Raw genomic sequence first — 25,957 nt, 5'->3', positions numbered from 1 at the left:
ATCATCCCCGTTGGAAGTAGTAGCGGTACTGGGCGGCGACCTCACGGGCCGACAGCGACCGGTCGAGGAACGTGAGCGCGTCCATCCGGCAGTCGCACGGGTTGCGCTCGACCGTGTTCTGCGGGAAGCTCCCGCCGATCTTGATGCCGCGGGGGTCGCTCGCCGTCGTCACGTGCGGTCCGGGCCCGGCGACAAGCCAGGGATCGTCCGTACGCGTGTAGAAGCCGTCGACCGGTTTTCCGTTGCGGTACAAGGCCATCGTCCCGGCGTTGAAATCGAACGTGGCCGTGATGTGCACCCACTTGTCCTTGGGCAGGATCGTCTTCCAGTCCTCGCTGGCCGCGAAGGTCTGCGAGTTGCCGCCGTCGAGCCGCCGGCCGAGCGCGACCAGCCGCAGCGTGCCCTCGACGTCGATCAGCTCGAGCAGGGCCCGGACGCCGTGCCCGTCGGAGTCGCCGGTCAGAACGCCGGCCAGGCCGATCGCGTTGTAGACGTCGCTGGGGTCGGCCGTGACCGTGTTCGGGGCCGGGCCGTCCATGGAGCGCTTGAACCAGCCCATGACGGTCGTGCCCCCGACCGCGTTGAAGGCGCGCAACGTCCGTACCCCCGGCTGGGCGTAGATCCCGGCCTTCCAGTCGTCGTTTCCGGATGAGGCCGGGTTCACCTGTTTCGTCTGCAGAGCGCGACGCGAGCCCGGGTAGGCGAAGTCGGGCACCCGCTGCGCCGCACCTCCGTTGATGAGCTCGATCTCCGTGCCGGAGCGGCCTTGATCTCTCTCCAGCGCGATGTCACCGGGCACGGGATGGTCGAAATCGTACAAAGCGACCACGGACGATCGTAGGGACGGGTGGACATCCTGCGGACCGGGAGCGTCCGCGCTGACCGGTGATGCCGCCGCGAGGACCACTACAGCGGCAACAGCGATTCCTCCAGTTCGTCTTCTCATGGACGACCTTTCAGATGTCTGGCACAGGCTCGGCGGGACGGCCGCCGAGATAGAGCTCCCCGAGCTGTGGATCGGCCAGAAGCTGCCGGGCAGGCCCGGAGATGTGCACGCGCCCGAGGTCGAGCACGCACCCGAGGTCGGCGGTCTCCAGCGCACGCCGGGCGTTCTGCTCCACGAGCAGCACCGCCGTGCCGGCGTCGCGCATCCGCACGACCTGTTCGAACACCGTGCTGGTCGCCTTGGGGTCCAGCCCCATCGAGGGCTCGTCCAGCAGGACGACCTTCGGATCCACCATCAGCGACCGGGCGAACTCCACCTGTTTCTGCTGCCCGCCGGAGAGCAGACCGGCGAGCGATCCCCAGCGGTCGGCCACCACGGGGAAGATCTCTTTGACGAACTCGACCCGGGACGAACGAAGACGCGGGTCACGCAGCGTGTAGGCGCCGAGCAACACGTTCTCCTCGACGGTCATCTCGCGGAACACGGAGTGTCCCTGCAGCACCAGCGACACCCCGTGACCGAGCATCTGCTGCGGTCCGGCGCCGGTGACGTCCCGGCCGTTGACGACGACCCGGCCCTCGCGCGGCTTCAACAGCCCGCCGGCCACCTTCAGCACGGTGGACTTGCCGGCGCCGTTCGGCCCGACCAGGCACACGATCGAGCCGGCGGGCACGGCCACGCTGAAACCCCGCAGCACGGGCGCGGCCCGGCCGTAGCCCGCAACCACATCGACGAGTTCAAATTCAAACGCCAAGGTACGCCCCCAGCACTCGTTCGTCGGAGCGGATGACCGAGGGCGGCCCCTCCGCTATCGGGCGTCCCCGGTCGAAGACGACGATGTGGTCGCTGATGCTCATGACCAGGTCCATGTTGTGCTCGACGATGACGAAGGTGCGGCCCTCGGCGTTGAGCTCGCGGATCAGCGTGCCGATCCGGTCGAGCAGGGCCGGGTTGACCCCGCCGGCCGGCTCGTCGAGCAGGACCGTCTGCGGCTCGGCCATCAGCACGCCGGCCAGTTCGAGCAGCTTCTGCTGGCCCCACGACATGTCCCGCGCCTCGCTGGCCGCGAGGTGTTCGATGCCGAGCCGGGTCAGCCAGCTCATCGCCTTCTCGACGTCGGCCCGGCTGGTCGCCGCGCGCAGCCCGCCACGGGGCATGGCCGCGAGCACGTTCTCCAGCGCGGTCATCCGCGGGAAGGTGCGGCACAGCTGGAACGTCCGCCCGACCCCGGCCCGCGCGATCCGGTGCGGCGCCTTGCCGGTCAGGTCGCGCCCGCCGAACGTCACCCGCCCCGAGTCCGGCTTGATCATGCCGGTGACGCAGTTGAAGTAGGTGGTCTTTCCCGAGCCGTTGGGCCCGATCAACGCGTTCACCTTGCCCGGCTGGAACTCCACCGTCGCCCCGTCGAGGGCGGTGACGCCGCCGAAGGCCTTGCGCAGCTCGTGCGTCGCGAGGCTCATACCGCCGCCTTCCGTTGTTCCGCCAGCTCGGCCGCGGTCACCTCGCGGATCGACGAGCGCTTCGTGCGGTCGAAGCGCCGCAGCAGGTCCCCCACCGCCGGCAGGACACCGTCGGGCATGAAGAGCACAACCAGGGCCAGCAGTACGCCCGTGGCCACCAGATGCAGCGGCGTGTCGCCGTACTCGACCTTGAAGTATTCGAGAGCGCTGCCGACGAGAAGCGCGCCGACGACCGGGCCGAACAGGTTGCGGACGCCGCCGAGCAACGCCATGAGGACCAGATAGGACCCGGTGAGGATGGAGAACTGGAAGACCGGGTCGAGGTCGCCGAACCACAGCGCGTACAGCCCGCCGGCCAGCGCGGTGAAACCCGCCGAGACCACGAAGACGATGAGCTTGTACGTGAAGGTGGCCGTGCCCAGCGCCTCGGCCTTGTCCTCGTCCTCCCGGATCGACTTGAGCCCCAGCCCGAAGCGGGACCGGTCGATCAGCCACCAGGCCAGCACCGCGAGCGCGAGCAGCCCGGCGAACAGGAAGTAGAACACCCGGTGGTGCTCGGGCCGGGTCAGGTCGAACGGCCGCGGCACCACCAGCCCGCGTGACCCGCCGGTGAACGAGGCCCAGCTCTGGAAGACCAGCAGCAGGATCAGCACCAGCGCGATCGACACGATCACGAACGACGCGCCCCGTACCCGGAGCGCGGCCATCCCCAGCGGCACCGCGATCGCCGCCACGAGCAGGGCGGCCGCCGCCAGCGCGACGAACGAGGGCAACCCGGCCTTGGTGACCAGCAACGCCGTCGCGTACCCCCCGAGCCCGGCCAGGGCGCCGTGCCCGAGCGAGATGTAGCCGGTGAAGCCGCCGACGAAGTTCCACGAGGTGGCCAGCACCGCGTAGTTCAGGACCAGGACCCCGGAGGAGAGGATGTACGGGTTCGGCGCGATGCTGGGGAAGGCGAGGATCGCGGCCGCCAGCAGCACGACCGCCGCGATTTTCAGGAGCCTAGAAGCGTTGGGCAAGGCGGCCTCCGAAGAATCCCTGCGGCCGGAACGCGAGCGTCGCGAACAGCGCCACGTAGAAGACGGTCTGCGCCCACGTCGTGCCCATCGGGATCTGCAGCAGGCTCTGCGCCATCCCGAGGACCATCGCCGCCGCGGCCGCGCCGGGCACGCTGCCCAGGCCGCCGACCACGATGATGGCCATCAGCGGGCCGATCCAGTGCCAGTGCAGCGACGGGTAGATGGTGGTGTCGAGCGAGAGCGCGGTGCCCCCGACAGCCGCCGTGGCCAGGCCGAGCCCGAAGCCGTAGCCGGCCACCCGCTCGGTGTCGATGCCGAGCAGGCGGGCCGCGTCCCGGTGCTGGATGGTCGCGCGCAGGGCCCACCCGAAGCGGGTGCGCTTCATCACCACGTACAGCCCGGAAAGCGCGACGGCGGCCAGGACGAAGGCGATCAGCTTGACCACCGCGATCCTGGCCCCGAAGAGCTCGAAGCTGGCCGAGCTGTAGCCGAGCTGGATGCGGCGCTGAGTGCCGGTGAAGGCGTAGCCGAGCAGGCCCTCGATGGCCAGCGCGATGGCGAACGTCAGCAGCACCGACATCATCGTCAGGGTGGCCGGCCGGAGCCGCGTGAGCAGCAGGCGCTGCAGCACGACCCCGGCCGCGAAGAAGAGCGGAACGGTGACCACCATCGACAGCAGCGGGTCGATGCCGGCCCGGTCGTGGATCCACCAGGCCAGGTACGCGGCCAGGATGAGGAACGCCGAATGGGCGATCATCACGACCCGCATGATGCCGAAGTAGAGCGTCAGACCCGAGGCGAGCAGGGCGTACAGGCCGCCCAGGAGCAGGCCCAGGATGATGCTCTGGAAGACCAGCATCAGCGTCACCAGGCCGGTTTCGGGTAGACGAAGTCGGCCTCCTTGACGTCCGCGGGCAGGACGATCTTGATGTCGTTGTCCACCCACTGCTGGATCATGTGGGCGCCCTGCGGCTTGCCGGTCTGGTCCCAGCTCAGCGGGCCGACCACGGTGTCCACCTTGTTCGAGTGCAGCCAGTCGACCAGCTTCTTCTGGCACTCGCCCTGCTCGGCGCAGCCGGCCGCGGTGACCGCGGCCGCGACGACCTGGCCGGTGGTGTAGCCGTTGGCCTGGTCCTCCTCGGGCGCCTTGCCGAACTGGGCCTTGAACTTCTCGACGAACTCCTTGTTGCTCTCGTACGGCGCGTCCTGGCTGTACCCGGTGGGCGACAGGATGCCGGTGGTCTTGTTGCCGATGGCCTTGGCGAACTCGGGTGTCGTCGGCGCGGTCGAGAACGCGGCCAGTTTCGGCTGGTAGCCCAGCTGCTGCAAAGCCACGATGAGGTTCACGCCGTCCTGGTACTGCGAGCCGCCGACCAGGATGTCGGCCTTGGCCGAGGCCACCTTGGCGGCGATGCCGCTGAAGTCGGTCGTGTTGGGCGGGTAGACCTCGTTGACGACGGTCTTGATACCGCCGGCTTCGAGCTTCTCCTTCAGGCCGTACGCCGTACCCTGTGCGAACGGGTCGTCCATGGCCGCGTAGGCCGCCGTCTTGGGGCGCTGGTCGGCCGGCAGGGCCAGAATGTGCTCGGCCAGGTGGTTGTAGTGGTCGTTGGCCACGGCCGGGGCGGCGTAGAACAGGTTCTTGAAGCCCTGCTCGAAGACCTCCTTGGCCGCGCCCGCGGGCTCGACGAAGAGCATGTCGTACTCCTCGGCGACGCGGGCCGAAGGCACCACCAGCCGGGTCGAGAACGGGCCGACGACCAGGTCGACCTGGTCCTTGCCGATCAGCTGCTCGTAATCGGCGACGACCCGGTCCGCGTTGGACTGGTCGTCCAGGATCTTGAGCTCGACCTGACGGCCGAGCAGGCCGCCCTTGTCGTTGACGACCTTGGCCCAGGCCTCGTAGCCCTCCTGGACGCCCTTGCCCGGCTCGGAGAAGTCGCCGGTCAGGGGCAAGGAGATGCCCACGGTGATGGGGTCGCTGCTCTTGTCGCCGCCGCCTTGATCGTCACCCGAACAAGCGGCCGTGCCCACTGTCAAGATCAACGCTGCGCTGAGCGCCGCGGCTTTGCTTCGTGACTTCTTCGGCATCCTCGGACGCTCCTCTGCACCGAGTACGAAAGCGCTTCCGAAAGCGCTTACGTACGCTAACCTGTGCCATAGATCACTGGCAATAGTCGGGGAGTTAACGATGCCGAAACCGGGCCCCGGGCTCCGCCTCATCGATGTCGCTCAACGAGCGGGCGTCTCCCTCGCCACCGCCTCCCGCGCGCTGTCCGGGCGCGACGGCGTCAGCGAGGAGGTGGCCGACCGGGTCCGGCAGGTGTCGCTCGAGATGGGGTACGTCGCCAATCCGTACGCCCGCACGCTCGCCGGCGGAGCGAGCTCGACCGTCGGGCTGGTCGTGCACCAGGTGGACGACCCGTACTTCTCCGAGATCGCCGGCGGCGTCATCCAGCTGGCCGGCGAGCAGAGCCTGCTCGTGCAGATCTGCCACTCCGGCCGGGACCCGTCACAGGAGCTGCGGCAGCTGCGCAACCTGATCGCGCAACGGGTCGGGATCATCATCGTGGCCGGCTCCGGCTACAGCGACCCGCGCGTCGAGTCCGAGACCCGCTCCGTGCTCGAGGGCTACGAACGCGCCGGCGGGCGGCTCGCGGTGATCGGGCGGCACTCGCTGGCGGCCGACGCGGTGCTGCCCGACAACGAGGCCGGCGGGCGGGCGCTCGGCGAGCACCTGATCGGGCTCGGGCACCGGAACATCGCGATCGTGGCGGGCACGGCCGAGCTGACCACGGTGACCGATCGCATGGCGGGGGTGGCGGCGGCGATGCGGGCCCACGGCCTGGACCCGGCGGCGATGCCGGTGCTGCACACCGACTTCATCCGCGAGGGCGGGCGGGTGGCGACCGAGCGAATCCTGCGCGAGCACCCCGGCACGACGGCCATCATCGCGCTGAACGACGCGATGGCGATGGGAGTGCTCTCGGCGCTGCGCGAACACCGGATCTCGGTGCCGGGGCGGATGTCGGTGGTCGGCTTCGACGACGTGTCGGTGGCGGCGGATCTGGCGCCCAGCCTGACGACGATCCGGTTGCCGATGACCGACATGGGGCGGATGGCGCTCGATCTGGCCCTGAAACCGCCGGCGGCCCGGCCGCGGCGACGCCGGACCGGGCATCAGCTCGTCGTGCGCGACTCGACCGGGCCGGTTCCCGCGTGACGACGACCTTCGCGCTGGCGGGCTTCGGGTTCCGGGCGGCGGCGTACCACCGCCTGGCCCTGGCCCTGCCGGGTCTCTCCTGCGTGGGCGCGGTGGTGCGGTTGCCACGCGCGCTGCCAGTGCCCGCCTTCGGCTCCCTGGCCGAGTGCGTGCGCGAGGCCCGCCCCGACTTCCTGGTGACGGCCGTCCCCCGCGCGGCCGGCCCCGCCCTGATCGTCGAGGCGGTCGGGCTCGGCCTGCCCGTCCTGGCCGAGACCCCGCCGGCGGACAGCATGCCCGGCCTTCGGCAGCTGTGGGCGGCGGTCGGCGACTCCGGCCGGGTGCAGGTCGCCGAGCAATACCGGCTGATGCCCTCGCATGCGGCCCGGCTCGCCGCGGTGCGTTCCGGCATCATCGGCACACCCACGCAGGTGCAGGTGTCGTCCACTCAGGAGTACCACGCGGTATCCCTGATCCGCGGCTTCCTCGGCGCCGCTCTCCCGTCCGCGACCGTGCGGGCCGTCCGCATGGTCGCACCGCTGCTCAGCCCGCTCGACCGCAGCGGCTGGACCGGCGCCTCCGAGCCATCACCGGCCACGACGACGCTCGCCACCCTCGACTTCGGCGACGGGCGCTCCGCGGTGTACGACTTCACCACCGGCCAGACCCGCAACCTGCTCCGCCACCGCCGCCTGCTGGTCCGCGCCACCCACGGCGAACTCCACGACGACGACATCGTCCACATGCCGGCGCCGCGCACCATCGCCCACACTTCGCTGGTCCGCCGCCAGACCGGCCACGACCTCGACCTGAACGGCTTCGACACCGAAACCATCACCTGCGACGGCCAGGTCCTCTACCGCAACCCTTACGCCGGCCACCGCTTCAACGACGACGAGATCGCCACTGCCACCCTGCTCGACGCCATGGCCGCCTGGGTCCGCGGGGAGGGCCCACCCCCGTACCCGTTGGCCGAAGGCATGCGCGACCAGGCGCTGGCCCTGGCCATCGAAGAGGCGGCCGATACAGGCCGCACGGTGGTCACGACCTGAGCCCTTGGTGGCCGAACAGCGTGCGCACCGCGGCGAAGGCCCGTACCAGGTGCTCCTCCAACCCGGGGGCGGGATCGTCGATCCAGTTCTGGGCCGCATGGTGGAACGTCGCCCATCCGACGTGGGCGGCCAGGCCGGCCTGCCGCTCGTCGACGCCGCGGTGCTGCAGCGCCTCGGCGAGGGCGGCGGCCATGGCCGCACCCTTGGCCAGGTCGCGTTCGCGCAGCGTCGGCGTCTCGGCGATCAGCGCCAGCCTGGGCTCGGAGAACGCCCGGTCGTCCTCCAGCAGGTGCGCGCACTGCCGGAAGGCGTACAGCAGCACCTCGACCGGCCCGAGCCCCTCCGAGGCCTCACTCACGGAGCGCACGAGCGCGGAGCGCAGATCGGCCTCGCCGTCGAAGAGCACCTCGCGTTTGTCCGGAAAGTGCCGGAAGAACGTCCGTGCGTTGACCCCGGCCCGCTCGGCGATGTCGGCCGCCGTGGTCCGGTCGAACCCGCGTTCCCGGTACAGGTCGAGGGCCGCCTGCTGCAGGCGGCGGCGCGCGTCGGCTCCGCTTCGTGGCACCCGTCGATGATATCCGGGTAGCGCCAGTGAGTGGCATCACGTTGCGCCACTCACTGGCGCTACGCGTAGTGTCACTGACTGGCGCCAACGTTGAGGGAGATCGACATGCGTGTTTTCGTCACCGGCGGCTCCGGTCAGACCGGCCCGGCCGTCGTCACCGAGCTGATCGCCGCCGGGCACACCGTCACCGGCCTGGCCCGCTCGGACAACTCCGCCGGCAAGCTGCGCGCGCTGGGCGCCGCGGTACGCCGAGGCTCCCTCGACGACCTCGACAGCCTGCGCCGGGGCGCCGCCGAAGCCGATGCCGTGCTGCACATGGGCTATGGCGGCGACTTCGCCCGGCCCGAGGAGATGATGCGGCGCGACGTCAAGGCGATCGACACCTTCGGCCGGGCCCTCGAAGGCTCCGGCCGGCCGCTGGTCATCACCTCGGGCACCCTCGTCATGCCCCTCGGCCGGACCAGCGACGAGACCGACGAGCCACTCGCCGACGGCATCGCCGGGTTCCGAGTGGCCGGCGAGCGGGCCGCCCTGGCCTTCGCCGAGCGGGGCGTCCGCGCCGGCGTCGTCCGCCTGGCCCCGACCGTGCACGGACCCCGCGACCACGGCTTCATCCCGATGTTGATCGCCACCGCCCGCACGACCGGCGTGTCGGCCTACGTGGGTGACGGATCCAACCGGTGGCCCGCCGTGCACCGGCAGGACGCGGCCGTGCTGTTCCGCCTGGCAGTGGAGGAAGCGCCCGCCGGCAGCGTTCTGCACGGCGTGGCCGAGACCGGCGTCCGCTTCCGGAGCATCGCCGAGACGATCGGCCGTGGCCTGGGTCTGCCCACCGCGTCGCTGAGCGAGCAGGAAGCGGCCACCCACTACGCGAACCCGTTCCTGGGCATGCTCTACGGCGTCGACGCCCCGGCCGACAGTTCACGCACCCGGCGACTGCTCGGCTGGGCGCCGGTCCGCGAAGGCCTGCTGCACGATCTCGAACACGGCGACTACCTTCACGGGTGATCCATCTGCTAACGGCAGATTGGCTTGGAGATGGGGCTTTCCGGCTTTCAAGGTGGGGGCAGAGACTCCGTACGAAAGCTGGGAGATGTCATGCAATCTGCTTCCGGGGTGGCGCCGTGGACCGCCGGCTCGATCGATGACCAGGTCGCGGCGCGGCTGCTGCATCAGCGGATCATCGTGCTGGGGACCGAGGTCGACGACCAGATCGCCAATCGGCTGTGCGGGCAGCTCCTGCTGCTGTCGGCCGAGGACCCGCGCGGTGTCATCAGCCTCTACATCAACTCGCCGGGCGGGTCGGTCAGCGCCGGGCTGGCGATCTACGACACGATGCGGCTCATCCCGAACGACGTCAGCACGCTGGCGCTGGGGCTGGCCGGCAGCATGGGGCAGTTCCTGCTGACCGCGGGCACGCCCGGCAAGCGGTTCAGCCTGCCGCACGCGCAGGTCCTGATGCACCAGGGCTCGGCCGGGTTCGGCGGGACCGCGGCCGACGTCGAGATCTACGCCGAGCAGCTGGAACGGGTCGGCGCCACCCTGCTGCGGCTGACGGCCGAGCACACCGGGCAGCCGATCGAGACCGTCGAACGGGACAGCCGCCGGGACCGCTGGTTCACCGCACCCGAAGCCCTCGAATACGGGCTCATCGACCACATCCTGGACAGCGTCGACGACGTACGCCCGGCCCTGACCCGCCAGCCGATGGGACTCAGCGCATGAGCCAGTACACGATCCCCACCGTCGTCGAGAAGACCCCCAACGGCGAGCGGGCCTACGACATCTACTCGCGCCTGCTCTCGGACCGGATCATCTTCCTCGGCACCGAGATCGACGACGGCGTGGCCAACGTGGTGATCGCCCAGCTGATCCACCTCGAGTCGGCCGGCGAACAGGAGATCGGCCTCTACATCAACTCACCCGGCGGCTCGTTCAGCGCCCTGACCGCCATTTACGACACCATGCGGTTCGTACGCTGTGACATCGCCACCATCTGTGTCGGTCAGGCCGCCTCCGCCGCCGCTGCCCTGCTCGCCGCCGGCACCCCGGGAAGGCGCTCGGTGCTGCCCCACGCCAAGGTCACCCTGCACCAGCCGTCGAGCCAGGCCCGCGGCACCCTGCCCGACCTGGCCGTGGAGGCGAAAGAGGTGGCCCGGGTCCGCGCCGAGATGGACGAGATCCTGGCCCGCCACACCGGTCACCCGCCCACGAAGATCCGCGCCGACACCGACCGCAGCATGACCCTCTCCGCGGCCGACGCGGTCGCCTACGGCCTCGCCGACCAGGTCATCACGAGCCGCCCGGAACGCGCCTACCGCCTCACCGCCGCCAGCTGACCGCCCAGCGGCCTCACTGCCGTCCGCCCCCTCGCCCGCCCGCGCCGATTGCGCCGCGGCGGGTGGGCAGGCGGTGGTTGGGGCGGCCGCACCGCTGTCCGTTCGCCTGCGCCGCGGGTGGGCAGGCGGTGGTTGGGGCGGCCTCGCTGTCCGTTCGCCTGCTCGCGCCGATTGCGCCGCGGGTGGGGAGGCGGTGGTTGGGACGGCCTCACCGCTGGCCGTTTGGCTGCTCGCAGCGTTTTCACCGCAAGCGGTGAGCGGTGGTCGGGCGGCAGGCGAGGGGGAGTGGCGGGGCGGGGTGGATCAGGCGGCCAGCAGCATGACGTCGCCCGAGCCGCGGGGAGGGGCCGGGCGGCGGGCCGGCCGCGCGAGCGGCAGGCGGGCCGGGGGTGCGACCGGGCGGAGGCGCAGGACCGGGGCGCGGTGCTCGACGAGCTCGCGGCCCACCTCGGTCAGCAGGTCGGAGAGCTCGATGCGCAGGGCGTCGCAGACGGCCGCGAGGATCTCGGAGCTGGGCTCCTTGCGGCCGCGCTCGACCTCGGAGAGGTATTGCACCGACACGGCGGCGTCGCGGGCCACCTCGGCCAGCGTGCGCTCCTGATCGAGCCGGTGGCGGCGCAGCACGCGGCCGACCAGCGTGCGCAACAGCGGCCGCACCTGCCGGCCGCCGGGCCCGATGTCCGACCTCTCCGCCATGCGGTCACCGTACCCAGACGGCCCCGCCCGGCGATACCCGTTCCGCCCGCAGCTTAGAAACGCCGCGGCGGCGCTGCGCGCCCCCACGCCCGGATCGGCGTGGTGGCGCTGCGGGGCCCACGGTTCGGGTTGGTGTTGTGGCACTGCGGGCCCACGGTTTGGGTTGGTGTTTGTGACACTGCGGGGCCCACGCCCGGGTTGGTGTTGTGGCGCTGCGCGGCCCACGGTTTGGGTTGGTGGTGGCGCTGCGGGGCCCACGGCTGGGGCCGGTGCGGCGGCACTGATCGGCGGCGGCTTGGAGACGGCTCGTGGCGGGGCGTCGGTGCCGGCTCAGTGGGCGGGGGTCGGCTGGTAGGTCAGTGAGAGCACGTCCTGGCGGCGCTGGTTTAGGTACCAGTCGGCGGTCTCGGTCAGGTCGATGGTGTGGCGGAGCAAGTCGGGGTGGCCGGTGGGGAGTTCGGCGAGCACCTCGCCACGAGGTGAGATCAGCATGGTGGGGCAGTGCTGGTCGGGATGAGGGATGTTGGCGGAGGCGAGGAAGCGCTGGTTCTCGGCGGCTCGGCTGATCAGATGGCTGCGCCAGACGCCGGCGGGCTCGCGGGGGTTGGCGGCATTGGTGAGGTAGACGAACAGCTGCGCCCCGGCGGCGGCCAGATGTTGCCACTGCTCCGGGAAGCGGATCTCGCGGCACAGCTGGACACCCGCCGTGAGGGCGCCTTCCGGGTGCGGGATCGCGATCGTCGGCAGCTCGTCGCCGGGCCGGAGGCGGCCACGCTCGTTCATCGCGAGGTTGATCTTTCGGTAGACCCGGGTCTCGCCGCCCGCCGGGAAGAACAGCCCGGTGTTGCACCATCCGCCCTCGGCCGGCAACAGGGATCCACAGAAGATCAGGACCCGGCGGTACGCCGCCAGGCGGGCCACCTCGTCGACGGCGCCCAGCACCTCGGCCGGGTCGAGCGTGTCCAACGGCGTCAGATCTTCGCCGTAGCCGGACAGCATCCCCTCGGGCAGCACGACGACGTCCCCGGCCCGGCTTTCACCGACCACGTCGCGCACGGTGGCCAGGTTGGCCCCGACGTTCCAGACTGCCGGCACCTGCGCGGCCACGATCGACATTCGCATGCGGTGAGCTTGCCGAACCGGGTCAACCCGGCACCGGATCATCCGTTCCGGAGCCGATCAGGGCGCGCAGCGCGGCCACGTGACGGGCGTACGCCTGCTTGCCGGTCCTGGTCAGGCTGACCCAGGTCTTCACCCGGCCCCGGCCGGTCGGCTTGTCGATGTGGACGTAGCCGGCCTCCTGCAGGACCTTCAGGTGTTTACTGAGGACCGAGTCGGCCACGCCGAGGAGGTCGCGCAGGACGCTGAACTCGGTGCTGGTCGTCGCGTCGAGGAAGGCGCAGATCCGCAGCCGGTTGGGAGCGTGGATCGTCTCGTCGAAGGGTTCGGTCATGACGCCGAGCGCAGCTGGGCCCGCAGGGCGGCGTCGTACCGGCGGCCCAGCACGACGATGCCGGCGAAAGCGATCACCGCGAGGACCGGGATCGGCCAGCGGGCCTCGGCGTACTCCCCGGTGGCCCAGGCGGTGAGCAGAACGGCGCCGATCAGCGCACCCATCGCGAACGCCCAGCGGCGGGCCCGGCCGGTGCCCGGGCCGGTCACCAGGATGCCGGTCTGCTGCCGGTAGGTGTTGGCCAGCCAGAGCGCGGCCAGCACGAAGAGGACACCGCCGGCGAGTTTCACGCCCGTGTTGCCCAGGCTGATGGCGACGACGTCGGCGGCCAGCGCGAGGCCCAGCGCCGGGTGGTACCAGACCGGGGTGACCAGGCGGTCGGCGAGCGAGGAGCGGGCGTCGGAGATGGCGGCGAGCTGAACGGCGGCATCGTTTTCCATGTCGGAAACTCAATCACATTCCAACTCGGAAAGTCAATGGAGTCGTGGCCAGGACAGGCGGTAGCTGCTGACGGAGAAGGTCTCCGGGTCCGGGGTGCTGATGGGTGGGCGGACGAGGCAGCGGTGGCGGATCAGGGTGCGCAGGTCGTCCAGGGGGTCGAAGCCGCCGTTGAGGCGAGCGGCGTGGAGGGCGTCGGCGTCCGGGGCGGAGGGGTCGATGCCGTCGTCGAGGTTGAAGTCGGCGTCGACGTTGAAGTGGTAGGTGTCCGGGGTGAGGTAGTCGCGACGGAAGTCGGTCTTCCACTGGGAGTTGTGGCCCCAGCCGAACGAGCCGTCGCTCGTGTCGCGGTGGCGGCGGAGGAAGACGTCGTGCAGCGTCGAGCGGTCGGCCACGCCCGCCACGGCGTTGTGGGCGCCGGCCCGGATGCGGACGCCGCTGCGGGAGAAGAGCAGATCGCCGAGGAGCAGGCCGGGCCAGACGACCTCGACGATCTCGATGGGGGAGGCGGGGTCGGCGGTCTGCTCGACGGCCACGATCTCGTGGAAGAACGGGTCGAAGGGCGCGGGCGGAATCGGGGTGAGACCCAGCGCGGCGAAGGTCGACAGGTACTGGTCGACGGTGATCCGCGGCCAGTCGGCATCCAGGTGCAGGGTGTGGGCGTAAGGCACGGTGGCGCCGGCCGGCAGGGGCGGCTGGAAGCCGAGCAGCAGCACGTCGCTGAGCCGGCTGAGGGCGTACGCCTGCTCCAAGAGGTCGCCGAAGACGTAGGTCTCCCGCCGCCAGCCGCCGTAGGTGGCCAGGGGAGCGAGGAGGTCGCGCACGGGCGCCCGGTCCCAGGCGGCGAGCAGGCCGGGGTCGGGCCGGGACTGCAGGGCGTGGAAGATCTCGCGCGGGGAGCTCAAGCCGCGACGAGCTCCTCGCGGGCGGCGCCGCGCGTGCGGCCGCAGTTGGTGCAGGTCACGTAGTGGCGGGCCGGGCGGACCGGGAAGAGCGGGATGAAGAACAGGCTGAACTTCGTCGTCCGCCGGACCAAGGTCTGCGCCGCCGTGGCGCCGCAGACCTCACACCGCCCGAGCCGTGACCCGACGATGGCGTCCTTGCTGCGAAACCCGAAGATGAACAACATGCGTCAACAGTAAGGGGGATGCGCCCGCTTCGCCCGATAGCGTCAACCCGCGGGCGGTCAGCTTCCGACGGTGGCCGGCTCGCTCGCCGGGGCCGGCGAGACCGGGACCGGCGGCGTGGGGCGCCGGCGGCCTTGGAAGAAGCCGACCGCGACATCGATGAGCAGGAACGCCGCCAGCGGAATCCCGAACAGCGGCACCACCCAGCCGAGGGCGATGACCACCGGAACGCCCACCACGATGCCCCACGACGGGATCTGCTGCCACGCGCCCCGGGCGCCGAGCGGCGCGCCCACGACGGCGCGGCGGTCGGCCCGCGTCGGCCGGCGCTGCCACCACATGCGGTAACCCCAGACGATCACGCAGAGCAGGCCGATGGCGAGGGCGGCGAGCAGGATCTGGTTGGGCAGGCCGAACAGGATTCCCATGTGGGCGTTGACGCCGAGGCTGGTCAGCTTGGCCAGCAGGGGCCAGTCGGCGAAGTCGGCCCGGTCGGTCACCTCGCCGGTGGCCGGGTTGACGGCCGCGCTGTCCAGCCGGACCGGCCACACGCTGTCGTCCTGGGTCACCGTCCAGGCGGCCGCGCCGTCGCCCGGCACGATGACCTCGACCGGCCCGCCGAGCCCGTTGTCGCGGGCCGCCTTGAGCACGCCGTCGATCGCCGCCGGGTCGGCCGCCGTCGGCCCGGCCGTCCCGCCCATGTCGTGGTGCCCGCCCCCGGACGGCGCCGGCGCTCCGCTGAGGTCGGTGCTCACCGAGGGCCGGCTGCCGTCGAGCGCGTCGAGCGCCTCGGAGAAGTTGCCGCCGGCGTACCGCGACCAGGTCAGTCCGGTGACCGAGAGGATGAGCAGGCCCACCGACAGCCAGACGCCGGTGGCGGCGTGCCAGCTCCGGGTGCGCCGCACGCCCTTCTTGGCCGCCAGATCAGGGGCCAAAAGCTTGCGGGCTGTACGGTTTCCGCGCTGTCGCCGCCACCACAGCAGCAGCCCGCCGAGCACGATGACGGCCAGCCAGCTCGCGGCGAGCTCGGAGTAGTGCCGCCCGGCCACCCCGAGGTGCAGGTTGCGGTGGAAGTCGTCCAGCCACGTCCGTACGGGCGTGTAGGAGAACCAGGTCGTCTGCTGACCGGTCACCTCGCCGCTGTAGGGGTTCACGTACGCGGTCCGCGCGTGCTCGTCGTCCAATGTGGGCAGCGCGAAGTCGACCTGGGTCGTGGCCGTGCCCTCACCCGGGCGCAGCGAGATGAGCGTGCCGCCGGGCACCGCGGCCTGGGCCGCCGCGATCTGCTCGGCGACCGGCTTGGTGGCGCCGCCCGGGTTGTCGACGACCAGCTCGTCGGCGTAGATGACGTGGTCGAGCTGGGGCGAGAAGACGTACGCCAGTCCGGTGAGCGCGGCCACCAGCAGGAAGGGCGCGACCAGAAGGCCGGCGTAGAAGTGCAGGCGTAACAGGAGAGGCGCGAAACTGCGTTTGGGGGATGAGGGCGGCGCGGCGGTGGACATAAGTTCTCCGTCACAGTCGTCGGGGGCGGACCTTCGAAGCGTTGGTCGTCCACCATCGGCGTCTGGTTCCCGCCGATCCACCTCAGGACGCGGCGCTCCGGCGGCCGTGGCCGACGTCGCGCATGGCGACGATCAGGTCCTCGCGGGCCCGGGCCACCCGCGAGCGGATCGTGCCGACCGGGCAGCCGCAGATCTCGGCCGCCTCCGCGTAGGAGAGCCCGGCCACCTGGGTCATCAGGAACGCGTCCCGGCGCTCGCCGGCCAGCTCGCGGAGCAGGTCGTTGAGCGCGTGCTGCTCCTCGAAACGGGGACGGCCGTGCGGATCGGCCGCCTCGGCCCGCACCTGCCAGTCGGGCAGCGCGGCCGTCCGGGGCCGCCGCGTCGCGTACCGCACGTGGTCGGCCGCGACCCGCCGGGCGATGGCGAACAGCCAGGTGCGCACCGAGGAGCGGCCGGCGAAGCCGGGCAGCGCGCGGACGGCCCGCAGATACGTCTCCTGGGTGAGGTCCTCCTCCTCGCCCGGTGAGGCCAGCGGCCGCAGGAACCGGGTCACGTCGCCCTGGGTCGCGCGGATCAGCTCGGTCAGCGCCGCACGGTCGCCGCGGGCGGCGTCGTGCGCGAGCCGGGTCAGCGCGTCCGCGAACTCCTGCGAGGGCGAGGGCGTCTCGACCGAAAGGTTCACGCGAGATGGTCGCGCCGCGGGCCGGAAAAGTTCCCGCGCCGGTAGCGTTGATCCGCACCTGACCAAGGAGATCGACTTGTTGCCCGACCTTTCCGAGTACCGGTTGCACCGCACCGTGGCCGACGCCCCCTTCGAGGGCGTTCCGGTGCCGGGCCTGTCGGCCGAGTTCTACCGCCGCCCCGACGGCGAGCGCGTGGCCAGCGTCGGCCGGTACTCGTACGGCGGCCGGGATCTCCTGCTGGCCTGGGGTTACGTCGACGAGGAGCACTGCCGGCAGTCGGCCGTGCACGACGCCGCCTCGGGCGGGTGGCACCGGCCCACCGACGGCTGCCCGGCCGTGCGGGTCGAGCGGGCCGGCGACGAGGTGATCGGCCTGGCCGTGCGGACGCCGGGCGGCGAGTGGCTCACCGCAGGCTCAGCGGCACCTCGAAAGTAGCGGCGCCGAGCATCAGGTCGGCCTGGACGGAGAGGGTGGCGCCGTCGGTGGCCGGCGGGGCCAGGGCGATGGCCAGGCGGTCGCCGAGCGGCTGCACGGCGAGCGGCACGCTGCGGCCGGTGTTCGTGGTGGCGGTCACGGACCAGCGGCGTACGGCCTCGGTGCCCTCATCCACGCAGAGGTGAATCAGCGTCGTCGACCCGGCCGGGGCGTCCGCGCGTACGCGCAAGGTCTTGTCGCCGTCGGAGGCGACCAGGGACTTGCGGGCGGGGCAGGGGCTCGGGTCGGCCGCGTTCGGCATGGGGGTGCCGGCGAAGAGGACGACGGCGGCGGCGACCCAGGCGATCACGGCCAGCGCCAAGCCGATGATGACGCCGCGCAGTGAGTGGACGCGATCGGCGACCCGGCGCCGAGGGCCGACAGTCAGCCCGTCGCCGCGATGGCGCAGCACCACCGGGGACCGGCCGCCGGCCGCCCGGCGCAGGCAGGCCCGGCCCGTCCCGGTCTTCGAAGCCTCGTCCGCCATGACCCACCGCTCTCGTTCAGAACCCAGAACTGTAGAGGAAGTCGTCCAGAACGCCACCGGAGTTCCCGGGAACCAAACGGCCGCCCGGGGCGACCACCTGGGGTGCGTACGGATGTTCGGGTCGTTCCCCTGATTCTCGGGCCGGCCGTGTTTGTGCTGGTCGGAGCCCTTCTCTTCGGCGGCGCGGTCGATGATTCGGTGCTGGTCGGCATCCCGAGCCCGGGCCCGGCCACCGAGTGGGCGCTGCCGCTGGTGACGTTTCTGGCCGACGCGCTGGGCGTTCTGGTGGCCGGGATCACCGTGACGGCGGCCTTCCTGCTGCCCGGGGACGGCCCGAGCGTGGCCGCGCACGGCTGGCTGCTGCTGCGCCGGGCCACCTGGCTCGCCGCCGGCTGGGCGGTCGCCGCGCTGGCCCTGGTCGTGCTGACGGTCTCGGACGTGCTCGCGGTCCCGGTCGGCAACCTGAGCACGCATGCGGTGTTCAGCTTCGCCTTCTCGATCGGGCAGGGGCAGTCCCTCGTCCTGCAGGCCGGGCTGGCCCTGGTCGTCGTGGTGCTGAGCCGCAGCGGAGTGTCCCGCGGGCTGGCCTTCGCGACCGCCGCGGTGGCGTCGGCCGCCTTGCTGCCGCCGGCGTTCACCGGGCACGCGGCCTCGGCCGGCAACCACCAGATCGCGGTGACCAGCCTCGCCCTGCATGTGCTGGCCGCGTCGCTGTGGATCGGCGGTCTCGTCGGCCTGCTGGTGGTTCGCCGCGTCCGCCGGTTCCCGGAGACCGCGTCGCGCTACAGCCGGCTCGCGCTCGCCTGCTTCGTGGCCACGGGGGTCAGCGGGGTGGCCAACGCGGCGGTCCGGCTTGGTGGCCTTTCACCACTGTGGACCTCGCGGTACGGCGTACTGGTGCTGTTGAAGGTCCTGGCCCTGGTGGTTGTCGGTCTGATCGGGGCGCGGCATCGCACGCGGACGCTGCCCGCGCTGGCCGACGGGCGACCGGGCGCGTTCCTGCGGCTGGCGGTGGGGGAGCTGGTCGTGCTCGGCGCGGCGATCGGGCTCGCTGTGGCCCTGTCGCGATCGCCGACGCCCGAGGCCGTGGTGGAGCCGGATCCACTGGTCGAGCTGCTGGGCTTCGGCATGCCGGCGCCGGCCACCGCTTCGCGGATGCTCGGCCAGCCGCTGCCGGACATGTTCTTCCTGACCACCGCCGTCGCCGGGATCGGCTTCTACCTGGCCGGGGTGGCACGGCTGCGGAGGGCCGGGCACGCCTGGCCGGTCAGCCGTACGGCGAGTTGGGTCGGCGGCCTGCTGGTGCTCGCGGCGATCACCGGTCTCGGGGTCGTCCGGTACTCGTACGTCCTGTTCAGCGTGCACATGGTCCAGCACATGGTGCTCTCGATGGTGGTGCCGATCCTGCTCGTCGGCGGCGCCCCGGTCACCCTGGCCCTGCGGGCGCTGCGGCGGCCGTCGGACCCGCAGGTCCGCGGCGCGCGTGAGTGGCTGCTGATCGCGCTGCACAGCCGGTACCTGCGGTTCCTCAGCCATCCGGTGGTCGCTCTGGGGATCTACGTGGCCAGCCTGTACGGGTTGTACTTCAGCGGGCTGCTCGGCACGTTGATGCGGTACCACCTGGGGCACTTGGCGATGCTCATTCACTTCGTGCTCGCCGGCTACTTGTTGTTCTGGGTGCTCATCGGTGTTGATCCGGGGCGGCGGCGCGTACATCCGGCGTTGTTGACCCTCGTGCATTTCCTGGCCATGGTGTCGCACGCGTTCTTCGGCTTCGTGCTGCTGCAGGCCACCACCGTCATCGGCGTCGACTGGTACGGCGCCGTGCACCCGGCCTGGGCCTCGTCCATGATGGCCGACCAGCGGCTCGGGGCCGGGCTGGCCTGGGCGTTCGGCGAGCTGCCGGCGGCTGTCATCATGCTGCTGCTGGTGCGGCAGTGGATCCGCAGCGACGAACGCGAGCAGGCCCGGCTGGACCGGGCGGCCGACCGGGCCGACGCCTCCGGCGAGGAGGACGATTTGGCCCGTTACAACGCTTTCCTGGCGGCGGCGGCAAAAGACCGGGAACTTTGACGGGCTCACGGGCGACTAACCGTGCAAAGCCCCTCATAAAGGAAGAAAACCATGCAGACCATCGCTCGTCGTTCGTTCGCTTTCGCGGCCGCCGCCGCTTTCACCGTCGCGCTCACCGGCTGTGGCTCGTCCTCTTCCTCCTCGGAGCCGGCCGCGCAAGCCGCCCCGGCCGCCGAGCTGACCGTCAAGGACCCCTGGGTCAAGGCGGTCGACAAGGGCATGACCGCCGCCTTCGGCACCCTGGTCAACTCGACCGGCCAGGATGTGACCGTGGTCAAGGCGAGCACGCCGATCTCGCCGATGGAGCTGCACGAGATGGCCATGCAGGACGGCAAGATGGTGATGCGGCCCAAGGAGGGCGGCTTCGTCATCAAGGCCGGCGGCACCCACGAGCTCTCGCCCGGCGGCGACCACCTGATGATCATGGACCCGTCGGCCCCGATCAAGCCCGGCGACGAGCTGGAGTTCACGCTCACCCTGGGCGACGGCGGCACCGTGCGGTTCAAGGCGGTGGCCAAGCCGTTCAGCGGGGCCGGGGAGAGCTACGCCCCCAGCGCCGCTCCGTCGATGGCGGGCATGTGAAGTTCCGTCGCCGTCATCTGCTCGCCGGGGGCGCGCTGGCCGGGGCCGGCGTCGCCGCGGGTCTGGTCGCCGCCCGGGACGAGCCGGTGGCGGCCGTCGCCGCCGACGTCGTCCCCTCCCACGGCGCACGCCAGGCCGGCGTGACCACCGAGCCGCCGGCGCACGCCTCGTTCGTCGCCTTCACCCTGCCCGCCGGCACCGACCGGCGGGCCCTGGGCCGGATGATGCGGCTGCTCACCGACGACGCGCGCCGGCTCACCCGGGGCGAGCCGGCCCTGGGCGACACCGACGCTCAGCTGGCCGTGCTGCCGGCCCGGCTGACCGTCACCTTCGGCTTCGGGCCGGGCCTCTACCGGGCCGCCGGGCTCGCGTCCCCGGTCCGGGACCTGCCCGCATTCACCATCGACCGGCTCGAGTCGCGCTGGTCGGGTGGGGACCTGCTGCTGCAGATCTGCGCCGACGACCCGCTCACCGTGGCCCACGCCCAGCGCATGCTCATCAAGGACGCCCGGCCGTTCGGGGCGGTCCGGTGGACCCAGATCGGCTTCCGGCGCAGTCCCGGCGTCGAGAAACCGGGCTTCACCCAGCGCAATGTGCTCGGTCAGCTCGACGGCACGGCCAACCCCACCGGGGCCGCCCTGGACACCGCCGTGTGGCAGCCGGACAACAGCACCACGCTGGTCGTCCGCCGGATCCGGGCCGAGATCGAGAAGTGGGACCTGCTCAGCGTCGGCGACAAGGAGAACGCGGTCGGCCGCCGGATGGTCAGCGGCGCGCCGTTCACCGGGACGAACGAGCACGACGAGCCGGACTTCGCCGCCCTGGACGCCACGGGGCTGCCGGTCATGCCGGACTTCGCCCACGTGACCCGGGCCCACGTCACCGACCCGGCGCTGAAGATCCTGCGCCGGCCGTACAACTACGACGGCGCCCCGAACGCGGCCGGGCACCCCGACAGCGGGCTGATCTTCGCGGCGTACCAGAGCTCCGTCGAGCGGCAGTACGTCCCCATCCAGCAGCGCCTGGCCGACCGGGACCTGCTCAACGAATGGATCACCCCGATCGGCTCGGCCGTCTTCGCCGTGCCACCGGGGTCCGCGTCGGACGGCTGGATCGGCGAAAGCGTGCTCGGATGAGATCTGTGCGGACGGCCCTGCTCGGTGTGGCGGCGCTTCTGGCCGTACTGCTGCCCGGCACCCCGGCCTGGGCCCACACCCAGCTGGTGGCCACCACCCCGGCCAAGGACGCCGTGCTCACGACGGCCCCGAAGGCGATCACCCTCGAGTTCAGCCAGCGGCTCAACCCGGACTTCACCACGATCGCCCTCAGCGACGCGGCCCGGCAACGGGTCGCGGCCTCGGCCCCGGCCATCGACCGGGTCAAGGGCACGGTCGTCCCGCAGCAGCCGCTGGGCAACGGCGCCTACACCGTCGCCTACCGCGTGGTCTCGGTCGACGGCCACACGGTCCAGGGCTCGTACGTCTTCACGGTCGACGATCCCGCGCTTCCGCCGGCCCCGGTGGTCCAGGCCGCCGCCGAACCCGCCGGGTCCGGCGGCCTCCCCGCCGGTGTGCTGATCGGCCTCGCCGCCCTGGGCGTGGCGCTGGCCGGCGCCGCGCTGTACCTCTACCGCTCCACCCGGCGACGATCAGCCCCGGGATGATCTTGGGTGGTGGGGGCGGCTATGGTGGGCGGGCCGTGGTGTTCGGGAAGCCGGTGAAGCCGGCGCGGCCCTCGCCACTGTGAACGGGACAGCCGGAAGCCATCGCGAGGTCACTGGGCGTCGAGCCTGGGAAGGCCGGCCGCCGGCGCACTGCCCGTCAGCCAGGAGACCGGCCACGGCACGCAACGACCCGTCCACGAGGTGCTGGAAGGCGGTCCCGATGCGCGTGCGCGCTCGACGATCTCCCGTGTCCTGGCTCGCTGCCGTGCTGGCAGTGGCCCTACTGACCGGCTGCGGCGGCGCGGCCGAGGAGCCGGCGTCCGCCGCCGGCCTGACCAATTGCGGCGTCACCGTGCCCACCGGCCCGCCGCCGGCGCGCATCTTCGCCGCGTTCCACAACGGCATCGAGGCGGTGTACGCGCTCGGGGCCGGCGACAAACTGGTCGGCGCCGCCTACCTCGACAACCCGCTGCTGCCCGAGTACGCAGCGCAGTTCCAGCCCGGGCGGAAGAAGCCGGCGTACTACCCGGAGGAGTACCCGAGCCGCGAGGAGGTTCTGCGCCTCGACCCGGACTTCGTCGTCTCCGGCTTCACCGGCGCGTTCACCGCCGAGGGCCTCGGCACCCGGGCCGAGCTCACCAAGATCGGCATCGGGTCGTACCTGTTCACCCAGTACTGCCCGGCCGCCGACGGCAAGGACCAGAAGGACCTGGCCGACAACGACGTCTCGCTCGACAGCGTCTACCGCGACCTCACCGGCCTCGGCCGTCTGCTCGGCAAGAGCACCGAGGCCCAGGCCCTGGTCGACAGGATGCGCAAGACCGTCGCCGACACGGAGGGCAAGCTGGCCGGGGTCTCGAAGCCGCGGGTGGCCATGCTCAACCGGCCCGGTGGCGGGGAGCTGCGCGTCTTCGGCGGCGGAGACGTGGCCACCACCATCATCGAGAAGGCCGGCGGCACCCAGGCCTTCGGCGACGTGCCGGGCCGGCTCACCCGCATCGGCACTGAGGAGCTGATCAAGCGCCGGCCGGACGTCATCGTCGTACCGGCCTGCTGCGGGGCCGACGTCGGCCCCGCCGGCGCGCAGGAGGTCATCGACGGGCTGCGGAAGGACCCGGCTCTGGCCAACGTCCCGGCCGTGCGGGACGGCAAGGTCTACGCGGTCACCTTCGCTGAGATCACCCCGGGGGTACGCAACGCCGACGCGATCGCCAACCTCGCGCGGCTGCTGCACCCGGAGAAGTTCTGAGCCGCCGCGCCCTGGGCCTGCTCGTGGCCGTCGCCGTGCTGGCGGCGGCCGCGTCCGGTTCCGTCCTGCTCGGCAACCAGACCATCGGCGTGCGGGCGGCCCTGGGCACCTGGCTGCACCCCGACGGCTCGGACGTGCAGCGGATCGTGGAGTACCTGCGGGTGCCCCGCACGCTGGTCGGGATCCTGGCCGGGGCCGCGCTCGGCGTCTCCGGCGTGCTGCTTCAGGGGCTGACCCGCAACGCGCTGGCCGGCCCCGAGGTGCTCGGCGTGAACGCCGGCGCGGCGCTGACCGTGGTCCTCGGCATCACGGTCTTCGGCGTGCACGGCTTCGGCGGCTGGGTCTGGTTCTCCTTCGCGGGCGCGGCCCTGGCCGGCGCGGGCGTGTACACGCTCGGCTCGGCCGGCCGGGGCGGGGCCACACCGGTCAAGCTGGCCCTGGCCGGGGCGGCCGCGACCGCGTTCCTGGGCGGCCTGACGACCGCGCTCACCCTGCTCGACATCAACACCTTCACCGCGTTCCGGTACTGGTCGGTGGGGGCGCTGACCTCGGCCGACGCCGCGGTGATCCGTACGGCCGTGCCGTTCCTCGCGGTGGGTGCGCTGCTCGCTGTCTCGTCGGTACGGGCCCTCGACGCGCTCGCCCTCGGTGACGACCTGGCCCGCTCCCTCGGCCAGGGCCTGATCGCCGGCCGGGTGACGGCCGCGCTGGCCGCCGTCGTGCTCACCGGCACCGCGGTGGCCCTGGCCGGGCCGATCGCTTTCGTCGGGCTGACCGTGCCGCACATGGCCCGGGCGCTGGCCGGGCCGGCACATCGGTGGCTGATGCCGTACGCGGCCGTGCTCGCCCCGATCGTCCTGCTGGCGGCCGACGTGCTCGGCCGGGTCGTCGCCCGGCCCCAGGAGCTGCAGGCGGGCATCGTCACGGCGATCGCGGGGGCGCCGTTCTTCGTCGCGCTGGTCCGTCGCCGCAAGCTGGCCGAGCTGTGAGGGGCCAGTCTGTGCGGGGCCGCGCTGTGCAGGGCCGAGCTTTGTGGGGTCGAGCTGTGCGGGGCCGCGCTGATCGGCGGGCGGTTGTGGTCACCGTGGCCGCGTTGCTCGTGGCGCTGGCGGCGCTGCTGGTCGCGCTGACCCGGGGTGACTATCCGATGCCGCTCTCCGACGTGCTGAGCGTGCTGGCCGGCGGCGAGGGAGCGACCCGGCGCAGCGCCTACGTGGTCCTTTCGCTGCGCCTGCCGCGGGCGCTCGGGGCCATCGCGGTGGGCGCGGCCTTCGGGTTGTCCGGGGCGATCGTGCAACGGGTCGTCCGCAACCCGCTCGCCAGCCCGGACATCGTCGGCATCAACGCCGGGGCGGCCGCGGTGGCCGTGTTCCTCATCGTCGTGCTGGCCGCCGGCCCGCGGACCGTGGCCGTGGGCGCGCTGGCCGGGGCGCTGGCCACCGCGGCCGCGATCTACCTGCTGTCGCGGCGGCGCGGGGTCAGCGGCTACCGGCTCGTGCTGGTCGGCATCGGCGTCACCGCCATGCTCACCTCGGTGACCGCCTACCTGCTCAACACGGCGAACATCTACACCGCCGAGCAGGCCTCGATCTGGCTCACCGGCAGCCTCGCCGGCCGTTCCTGGGCGCAGGTCGCGCCGGTCGTCGTGGCCGTCGCCGTCCTGCTCCCGGTGGCGCTGCGGCTGGCCGGGCCGCTGCGGGCGCTCGAGCTCGGCGACGACCTCGCGCTGGCCCTGGGCGTACGGGCCGAGCGCGCCCGAGCCGCGCTGCTGCTCACGGCCGTCGCGCTGGCCGCGGTGGCGACCGCGGCGGCCGGGCCCATCGCGTTCGTCGCCCTGGCCGCGCCACAGATCGCCCGGCGGCTGGTCCGCGAGCGAGGGCTGGCCCTGGTCAGCTCGGCTGCGATCGGCGCCGCCCTGCTGGCCCTGGCCGACCTGGCCGCCCGGCGCATCCTGGCCCCGGCCGAACTCCCGGTCGGCGTGCTCACCACCGTGCTCGGCGCCCCGTTCCTGATCTGGCTCCTGGCCCGAGCCAACCGCGTCGGGCGCACCGGATGACGGCGGCGGCGCACGAGCGCGCGCGGGGCTGCCCGCCCGAGCCAACCGCCTCGGGCGAGCGCGCCCCGGGCTGCCGGCCCGGGCTGATCGTGTCGGGAGGATCGGATGAGTGATTTGCGGGCAGCCGGGCTCGGGCTTGGCTACGAGGGGCGGCCGGTCGTGGCCGGGCTCGACCTTCAGGTGGCGCCGGGGCGGATCACCGCGATCGTCGGGCCGAATGCCTGCGGCAAGTCGACGCTGCTGCGCGGCCTCGCCCGGCTGTTACGGCCGGGCGCGGGGACGGTGCTGCTCGACGGGGCCGACATCTACCGTCTGTCCACCCGGGACGTCGCGGGCCGCGTCGGCGTGCTGCCCCAGCAGCCGGTGGCGCCGGACGGCATCACCGTCGGCGATCTGGTGGCCCGGGGCCGGCATCCGCACCAGCGCTGGCTGCGCCAGTGGTCGGCGCGGGACGCGGCCGCCCACGCCGCGGCGCTGGCCGCGACCGGGGTGGCCGACCTCGCCGACCGGCCGGTGGACGAACTCTCCGGCGGTCAGCGGCAACGGGTCTGGATCGCGCTGGTGCTGGCCCAGGAGACCGACCTGTTGTTGCTCGACGAGCCGACGACCTTCCTGGACCTCGCCCACCAGCTGGAGGTGCTCGACCTGTTGGCCGACCTCAACGCGGCCGGCCGCACGGTCGTCGCCGTGCTGCACGACCTCAACATGGCCTGCCGCTACGCCCACGAGATCGTCGCGATGCGGGCCGGCGCCGTGATCGCGCAGGGCCGGCCGGCCGACATCGTGGACGCCGCGCTCGTCAAGGACGTCTTCGGGGTGCCGGCCCGGGTCATCACCGACCCGACGACCGGCACCCCGCTGGTCCTGCCGGAGTCCCGCGCGAACCGTTAG

Annotated in this window: 29 protein-coding genes, 1 pseudogene and 1 riboswitch; of the genes and pseudogenes, 14 read left to right on the top strand and 16 right to left on the bottom strand. The window is 72.2% G+C overall.

The annotated features are described in order from the left end of the window. Position 1: 1 nt before the first annotated feature. From AB0J66_RS43680 to AB0J66_RS43655, 6 genes are all read right to left on the bottom strand, one after another. Positions 2–829 (bottom strand): LamG-like jellyroll fold domain-containing protein, encoded by an 828-nt coding sequence (locus AB0J66_RS43680; RefSeq protein WP_364673578.1) that lies wholly within the window; start codon positions 827–829, stop codon positions 2–4. 127 nt (positions 830–956) lie between these two features. Continuing rightward, a complete protein-coding gene (locus AB0J66_RS43675; RefSeq protein ID WP_364673576.1) occupies positions 957–1,700 on the bottom strand; it encodes an ABC transporter ATP-binding protein in 744 nt (247 codons plus the stop codon). Next, positions 1,690–2,406 (bottom strand): ABC transporter ATP-binding protein, encoded by a 717-nt coding sequence (locus tag AB0J66_RS43670; protein ID WP_364673575.1) that lies wholly within the window; start codon positions 2,404–2,406, stop codon positions 1,690–1,692. Before AB0J66_RS43670 ends, AB0J66_RS43675 begins: the two co-directional genes overlap by 11 nt. Then, on the bottom strand, positions 2,403–3,425 hold the full coding sequence (locus AB0J66_RS43665; protein ID WP_364673573.1) for a branched-chain amino acid ABC transporter permease: 1,023 nt from the start codon (positions 3,423–3,425) through the stop codon (positions 2,403–2,405). Before AB0J66_RS43665 ends, AB0J66_RS43670 begins: the two co-directional genes overlap by 4 nt. Continuing rightward, positions 3,409–4,284 (bottom strand): branched-chain amino acid ABC transporter permease, encoded by an 876-nt coding sequence (locus tag AB0J66_RS43660; RefSeq protein WP_364673616.1) that lies wholly within the window; start codon positions 4,282–4,284, stop codon positions 3,409–3,411. The genes AB0J66_RS43665 and AB0J66_RS43660 overlap by 17 nt, the downstream gene beginning before the upstream one ends. Before the next feature lie 5 nt (positions 4,285–4,289). After that, a complete protein-coding gene (locus AB0J66_RS43655; protein WP_364673572.1) occupies positions 4,290–5,516 on the bottom strand; it encodes an amino acid ABC transporter substrate-binding protein in 1,227 nt (408 codons plus the stop codon). A 100-nt stretch (positions 5,517–5,616) separates the two neighbouring features. On the opposite strand from AB0J66_RS43655, the gene AB0J66_RS43650 reads away from it, so the two are divergent. Together AB0J66_RS43650 and AB0J66_RS43645 are read left to right on the top strand one after the other, a co-directional pair. Continuing rightward, positions 5,617–6,648, top strand: coding sequence for a LacI family DNA-binding transcriptional regulator (locus AB0J66_RS43650; protein ID WP_364673570.1), 1,032 nt, complete (start codon positions 5,617–5,619; stop codon positions 6,646–6,648). Further along, positions 6,645–7,679 (top strand): gfo/Idh/MocA family oxidoreductase, encoded by a 1,035-nt coding sequence (locus AB0J66_RS43645; RefSeq protein ID WP_364673568.1) that lies wholly within the window; start codon positions 6,645–6,647, stop codon positions 7,677–7,679. Before AB0J66_RS43650 ends, AB0J66_RS43645 begins: the two co-directional genes overlap by 4 nt. Here the strand turns inward: AB0J66_RS43645 and AB0J66_RS43640 are convergent. Further along, positions 7,669–8,244: a TetR family transcriptional regulator gene (locus AB0J66_RS43640; RefSeq protein ID WP_364673566.1), complete on the bottom strand. Its 576-nt coding sequence runs from the start codon at positions 8,242–8,244 to the stop codon at positions 7,669–7,671. The two genes, AB0J66_RS43645 and AB0J66_RS43640, sit on opposite strands and share 11 nt — an antisense overlap. Before the next feature lie 105 nt (positions 8,245–8,349). Between AB0J66_RS43640 and AB0J66_RS43635 the strand changes: the two genes are divergently transcribed. The 3 genes from AB0J66_RS43635 (at position 8,350) to AB0J66_RS43625 (ending at position 10,583) form a co-directional block, all read left to right on the top strand. Continuing rightward, positions 8,350–9,252, top strand: coding sequence for an SDR family oxidoreductase (locus AB0J66_RS43635; protein WP_364673564.1), 903 nt, complete (start codon positions 8,350–8,352; stop codon positions 9,250–9,252). A gap of 90 nt (positions 9,253–9,342) precedes the next feature. Then, complete coding sequence (locus AB0J66_RS43630; RefSeq protein WP_364673562.1) at positions 9,343–9,969, top strand: ATP-dependent Clp protease proteolytic subunit; 627 nt, start codon at positions 9,343–9,345, stop codon at positions 9,967–9,969. Further along, positions 9,966–10,583, top strand: a complete 618-nt coding sequence (locus AB0J66_RS43625; RefSeq protein ID WP_364673560.1) for an ATP-dependent Clp protease proteolytic subunit — start codon at positions 9,966–9,968, stop codon at positions 10,581–10,583. Before AB0J66_RS43630 ends, AB0J66_RS43625 begins: the two co-directional genes overlap by 4 nt. A gap of 447 nt (positions 10,584–11,030) precedes the next feature. Here AB0J66_RS43625 and AB0J66_RS43620 read toward each other — a convergent pair. The 8 genes and pseudogenes from AB0J66_RS43620 to AB0J66_RS43585 form a co-directional block, all read right to left on the bottom strand. Next, a pseudogene (locus tag AB0J66_RS43620) lies at positions 11,031–11,279 on the bottom strand (helix-turn-helix transcriptional regulator); the annotation flags it as partial. Between the two features lie 330 nt (positions 11,280–11,609). Next, positions 11,610–12,401 (bottom strand): carbon-nitrogen hydrolase family protein, encoded by a 792-nt coding sequence (locus AB0J66_RS43615; protein WP_364673558.1) that lies wholly within the window; start codon positions 12,399–12,401, stop codon positions 11,610–11,612. Between the two features lie 22 nt (positions 12,402–12,423). Further along, a complete protein-coding gene (locus AB0J66_RS43610; RefSeq protein WP_364673556.1) occupies positions 12,424–12,732 on the bottom strand; it encodes a transcriptional regulator in 309 nt (102 codons plus the stop codon). Further along, on the bottom strand, positions 12,729–13,172 hold the full coding sequence (locus AB0J66_RS43605) for a hypothetical protein (RefSeq protein WP_364673555.1): 444 nt from the start codon (positions 13,170–13,172) through the stop codon (positions 12,729–12,731). The genes AB0J66_RS43610 and AB0J66_RS43605 overlap by 4 nt, the downstream gene beginning before the upstream one ends. Before the next feature lie 33 nt (positions 13,173–13,205). After that, on the bottom strand, positions 13,206–14,075 hold the full coding sequence (locus AB0J66_RS43600; RefSeq protein ID WP_364673553.1) for a hypothetical protein: 870 nt from the start codon (positions 14,073–14,075) through the stop codon (positions 13,206–13,208). Beyond that, a complete protein-coding gene (locus AB0J66_RS43595) occupies positions 14,072–14,299 on the bottom strand; it encodes a zinc ribbon domain-containing protein (protein WP_364673551.1) in 228 nt (75 codons plus the stop codon). The genes AB0J66_RS43600 and AB0J66_RS43595 overlap by 4 nt, the downstream gene beginning before the upstream one ends. 57 nt (positions 14,300–14,356) lie before the next feature. Further along, positions 14,357–15,799: a PepSY-associated TM helix domain-containing protein gene (locus AB0J66_RS43590; RefSeq protein WP_364673549.1), complete on the bottom strand. Its 1,443-nt coding sequence runs from the start codon at positions 15,797–15,799 to the stop codon at positions 14,357–14,359. Between the two features lie 82 nt (positions 15,800–15,881). Next, positions 15,882–16,430 carry a sigma-70 family RNA polymerase sigma factor gene (locus tag AB0J66_RS43585; RefSeq protein WP_364673614.1) on the bottom strand — a complete coding sequence of 183 codons (549 nt, stop codon included), beginning with the start codon at positions 16,428–16,430 and terminating at the stop codon, positions 15,882–15,884. 127 nt (positions 16,431–16,557) lie between these two features. On the opposite strand from AB0J66_RS43585, the gene AB0J66_RS43580 reads away from it, so the two are divergent. Next, positions 16,558–16,917 carry a hypothetical protein gene (locus AB0J66_RS43580; RefSeq protein ID WP_364673547.1) on the top strand — a complete coding sequence of 120 codons (360 nt, stop codon included), beginning with the start codon at positions 16,558–16,560 and terminating at the stop codon, positions 16,915–16,917. Here AB0J66_RS43580 and AB0J66_RS43575 read toward each other — a convergent pair. Beyond that, complete coding sequence (locus AB0J66_RS43575) at positions 16,886–17,443, bottom strand: hypothetical protein (protein ID WP_364673545.1); 558 nt, start codon at positions 17,441–17,443, stop codon at positions 16,886–16,888. The two genes, AB0J66_RS43580 and AB0J66_RS43575, sit on opposite strands and share 32 nt — an antisense overlap. A gap of 147 nt (positions 17,444–17,590) precedes the next feature. Between AB0J66_RS43575 and AB0J66_RS43570 the strand changes: the two genes are divergently transcribed. The 8 genes from AB0J66_RS43570 to AB0J66_RS43535 all read left to right on the top strand — a co-directional run bounded on the left by AB0J66_RS43570 (position 17,591) and on the right by AB0J66_RS43535 (position 25,957). After that, positions 17,591–19,516 carry a cytochrome c oxidase assembly protein gene (locus tag AB0J66_RS43570; protein ID WP_364673543.1) on the top strand — a complete coding sequence of 642 codons (1,926 nt, stop codon included), beginning with the start codon at positions 17,591–17,593 and terminating at the stop codon, positions 19,514–19,516. A gap of 51 nt (positions 19,517–19,567) precedes the next feature. After that, positions 19,568–20,098 carry a copper chaperone PCu(A)C gene (locus AB0J66_RS43565; RefSeq protein WP_364673541.1) on the top strand — a complete coding sequence of 177 codons (531 nt, stop codon included), beginning with the start codon at positions 19,568–19,570 and terminating at the stop codon, positions 20,096–20,098. A gap of 35 nt (positions 20,099–20,133) precedes the next feature. Next, positions 20,134–21,234: a Dyp-type peroxidase gene (locus tag AB0J66_RS43560; protein WP_364673611.1), complete on the top strand. Its 1,101-nt coding sequence runs from the start codon at positions 20,134–20,136 to the stop codon at positions 21,232–21,234. Continuing rightward, positions 21,231–21,761 (top strand): copper resistance CopC family protein, encoded by a 531-nt coding sequence (locus AB0J66_RS43555; protein WP_364673540.1) that lies wholly within the window; start codon positions 21,231–21,233, stop codon positions 21,759–21,761. The genes AB0J66_RS43560 and AB0J66_RS43555 overlap by 4 nt, the downstream gene beginning before the upstream one ends. 19 nt (positions 21,762–21,780) lie before the next feature. After that, a riboswitch (cobalamin riboswitch) is annotated at positions 21,781–21,954 on the top strand. A 54-nt stretch (positions 21,955–22,008) separates the two neighbouring features. Then, positions 22,009–23,010, top strand: a complete 1,002-nt coding sequence (locus tag AB0J66_RS43550; RefSeq protein WP_364673539.1) for an ABC transporter substrate-binding protein — start codon at positions 22,009–22,011, stop codon at positions 23,008–23,010. Positions 23,011–23,033: 23 nt separating this feature from the next. Continuing rightward, positions 23,034–23,999, top strand: coding sequence for an iron ABC transporter permease (locus AB0J66_RS43545; protein WP_364673538.1), 966 nt, complete (start codon positions 23,034–23,036; stop codon positions 23,997–23,999). A 95-nt stretch (positions 24,000–24,094) separates the two neighbouring features. Next, a complete protein-coding gene (locus tag AB0J66_RS43540) occupies positions 24,095–25,066 on the top strand; it encodes an iron chelate uptake ABC transporter family permease subunit (protein ID WP_364673536.1) in 972 nt (323 codons plus the stop codon). Between the two features lie 105 nt (positions 25,067–25,171). Then, entirely contained in the window at positions 25,172–25,957 is a 786-nt protein-coding gene (locus AB0J66_RS43535; protein WP_364673535.1) for an ABC transporter ATP-binding protein, read from the top strand.

It is taken from the genome of Actinoplanes sp. NPDC049598 (assembly GCF_040675435.1).
In the GTDB taxonomy this organism is placed as follows: domain Bacteria; phylum Actinomycetota; class Actinomycetes; order Mycobacteriales; family Micromonosporaceae; genus Actinoplanes.
Note: the sequence above shows the minus strand (reverse complement) of the source record. Positions and strands in the feature narration are given on the sequence as shown.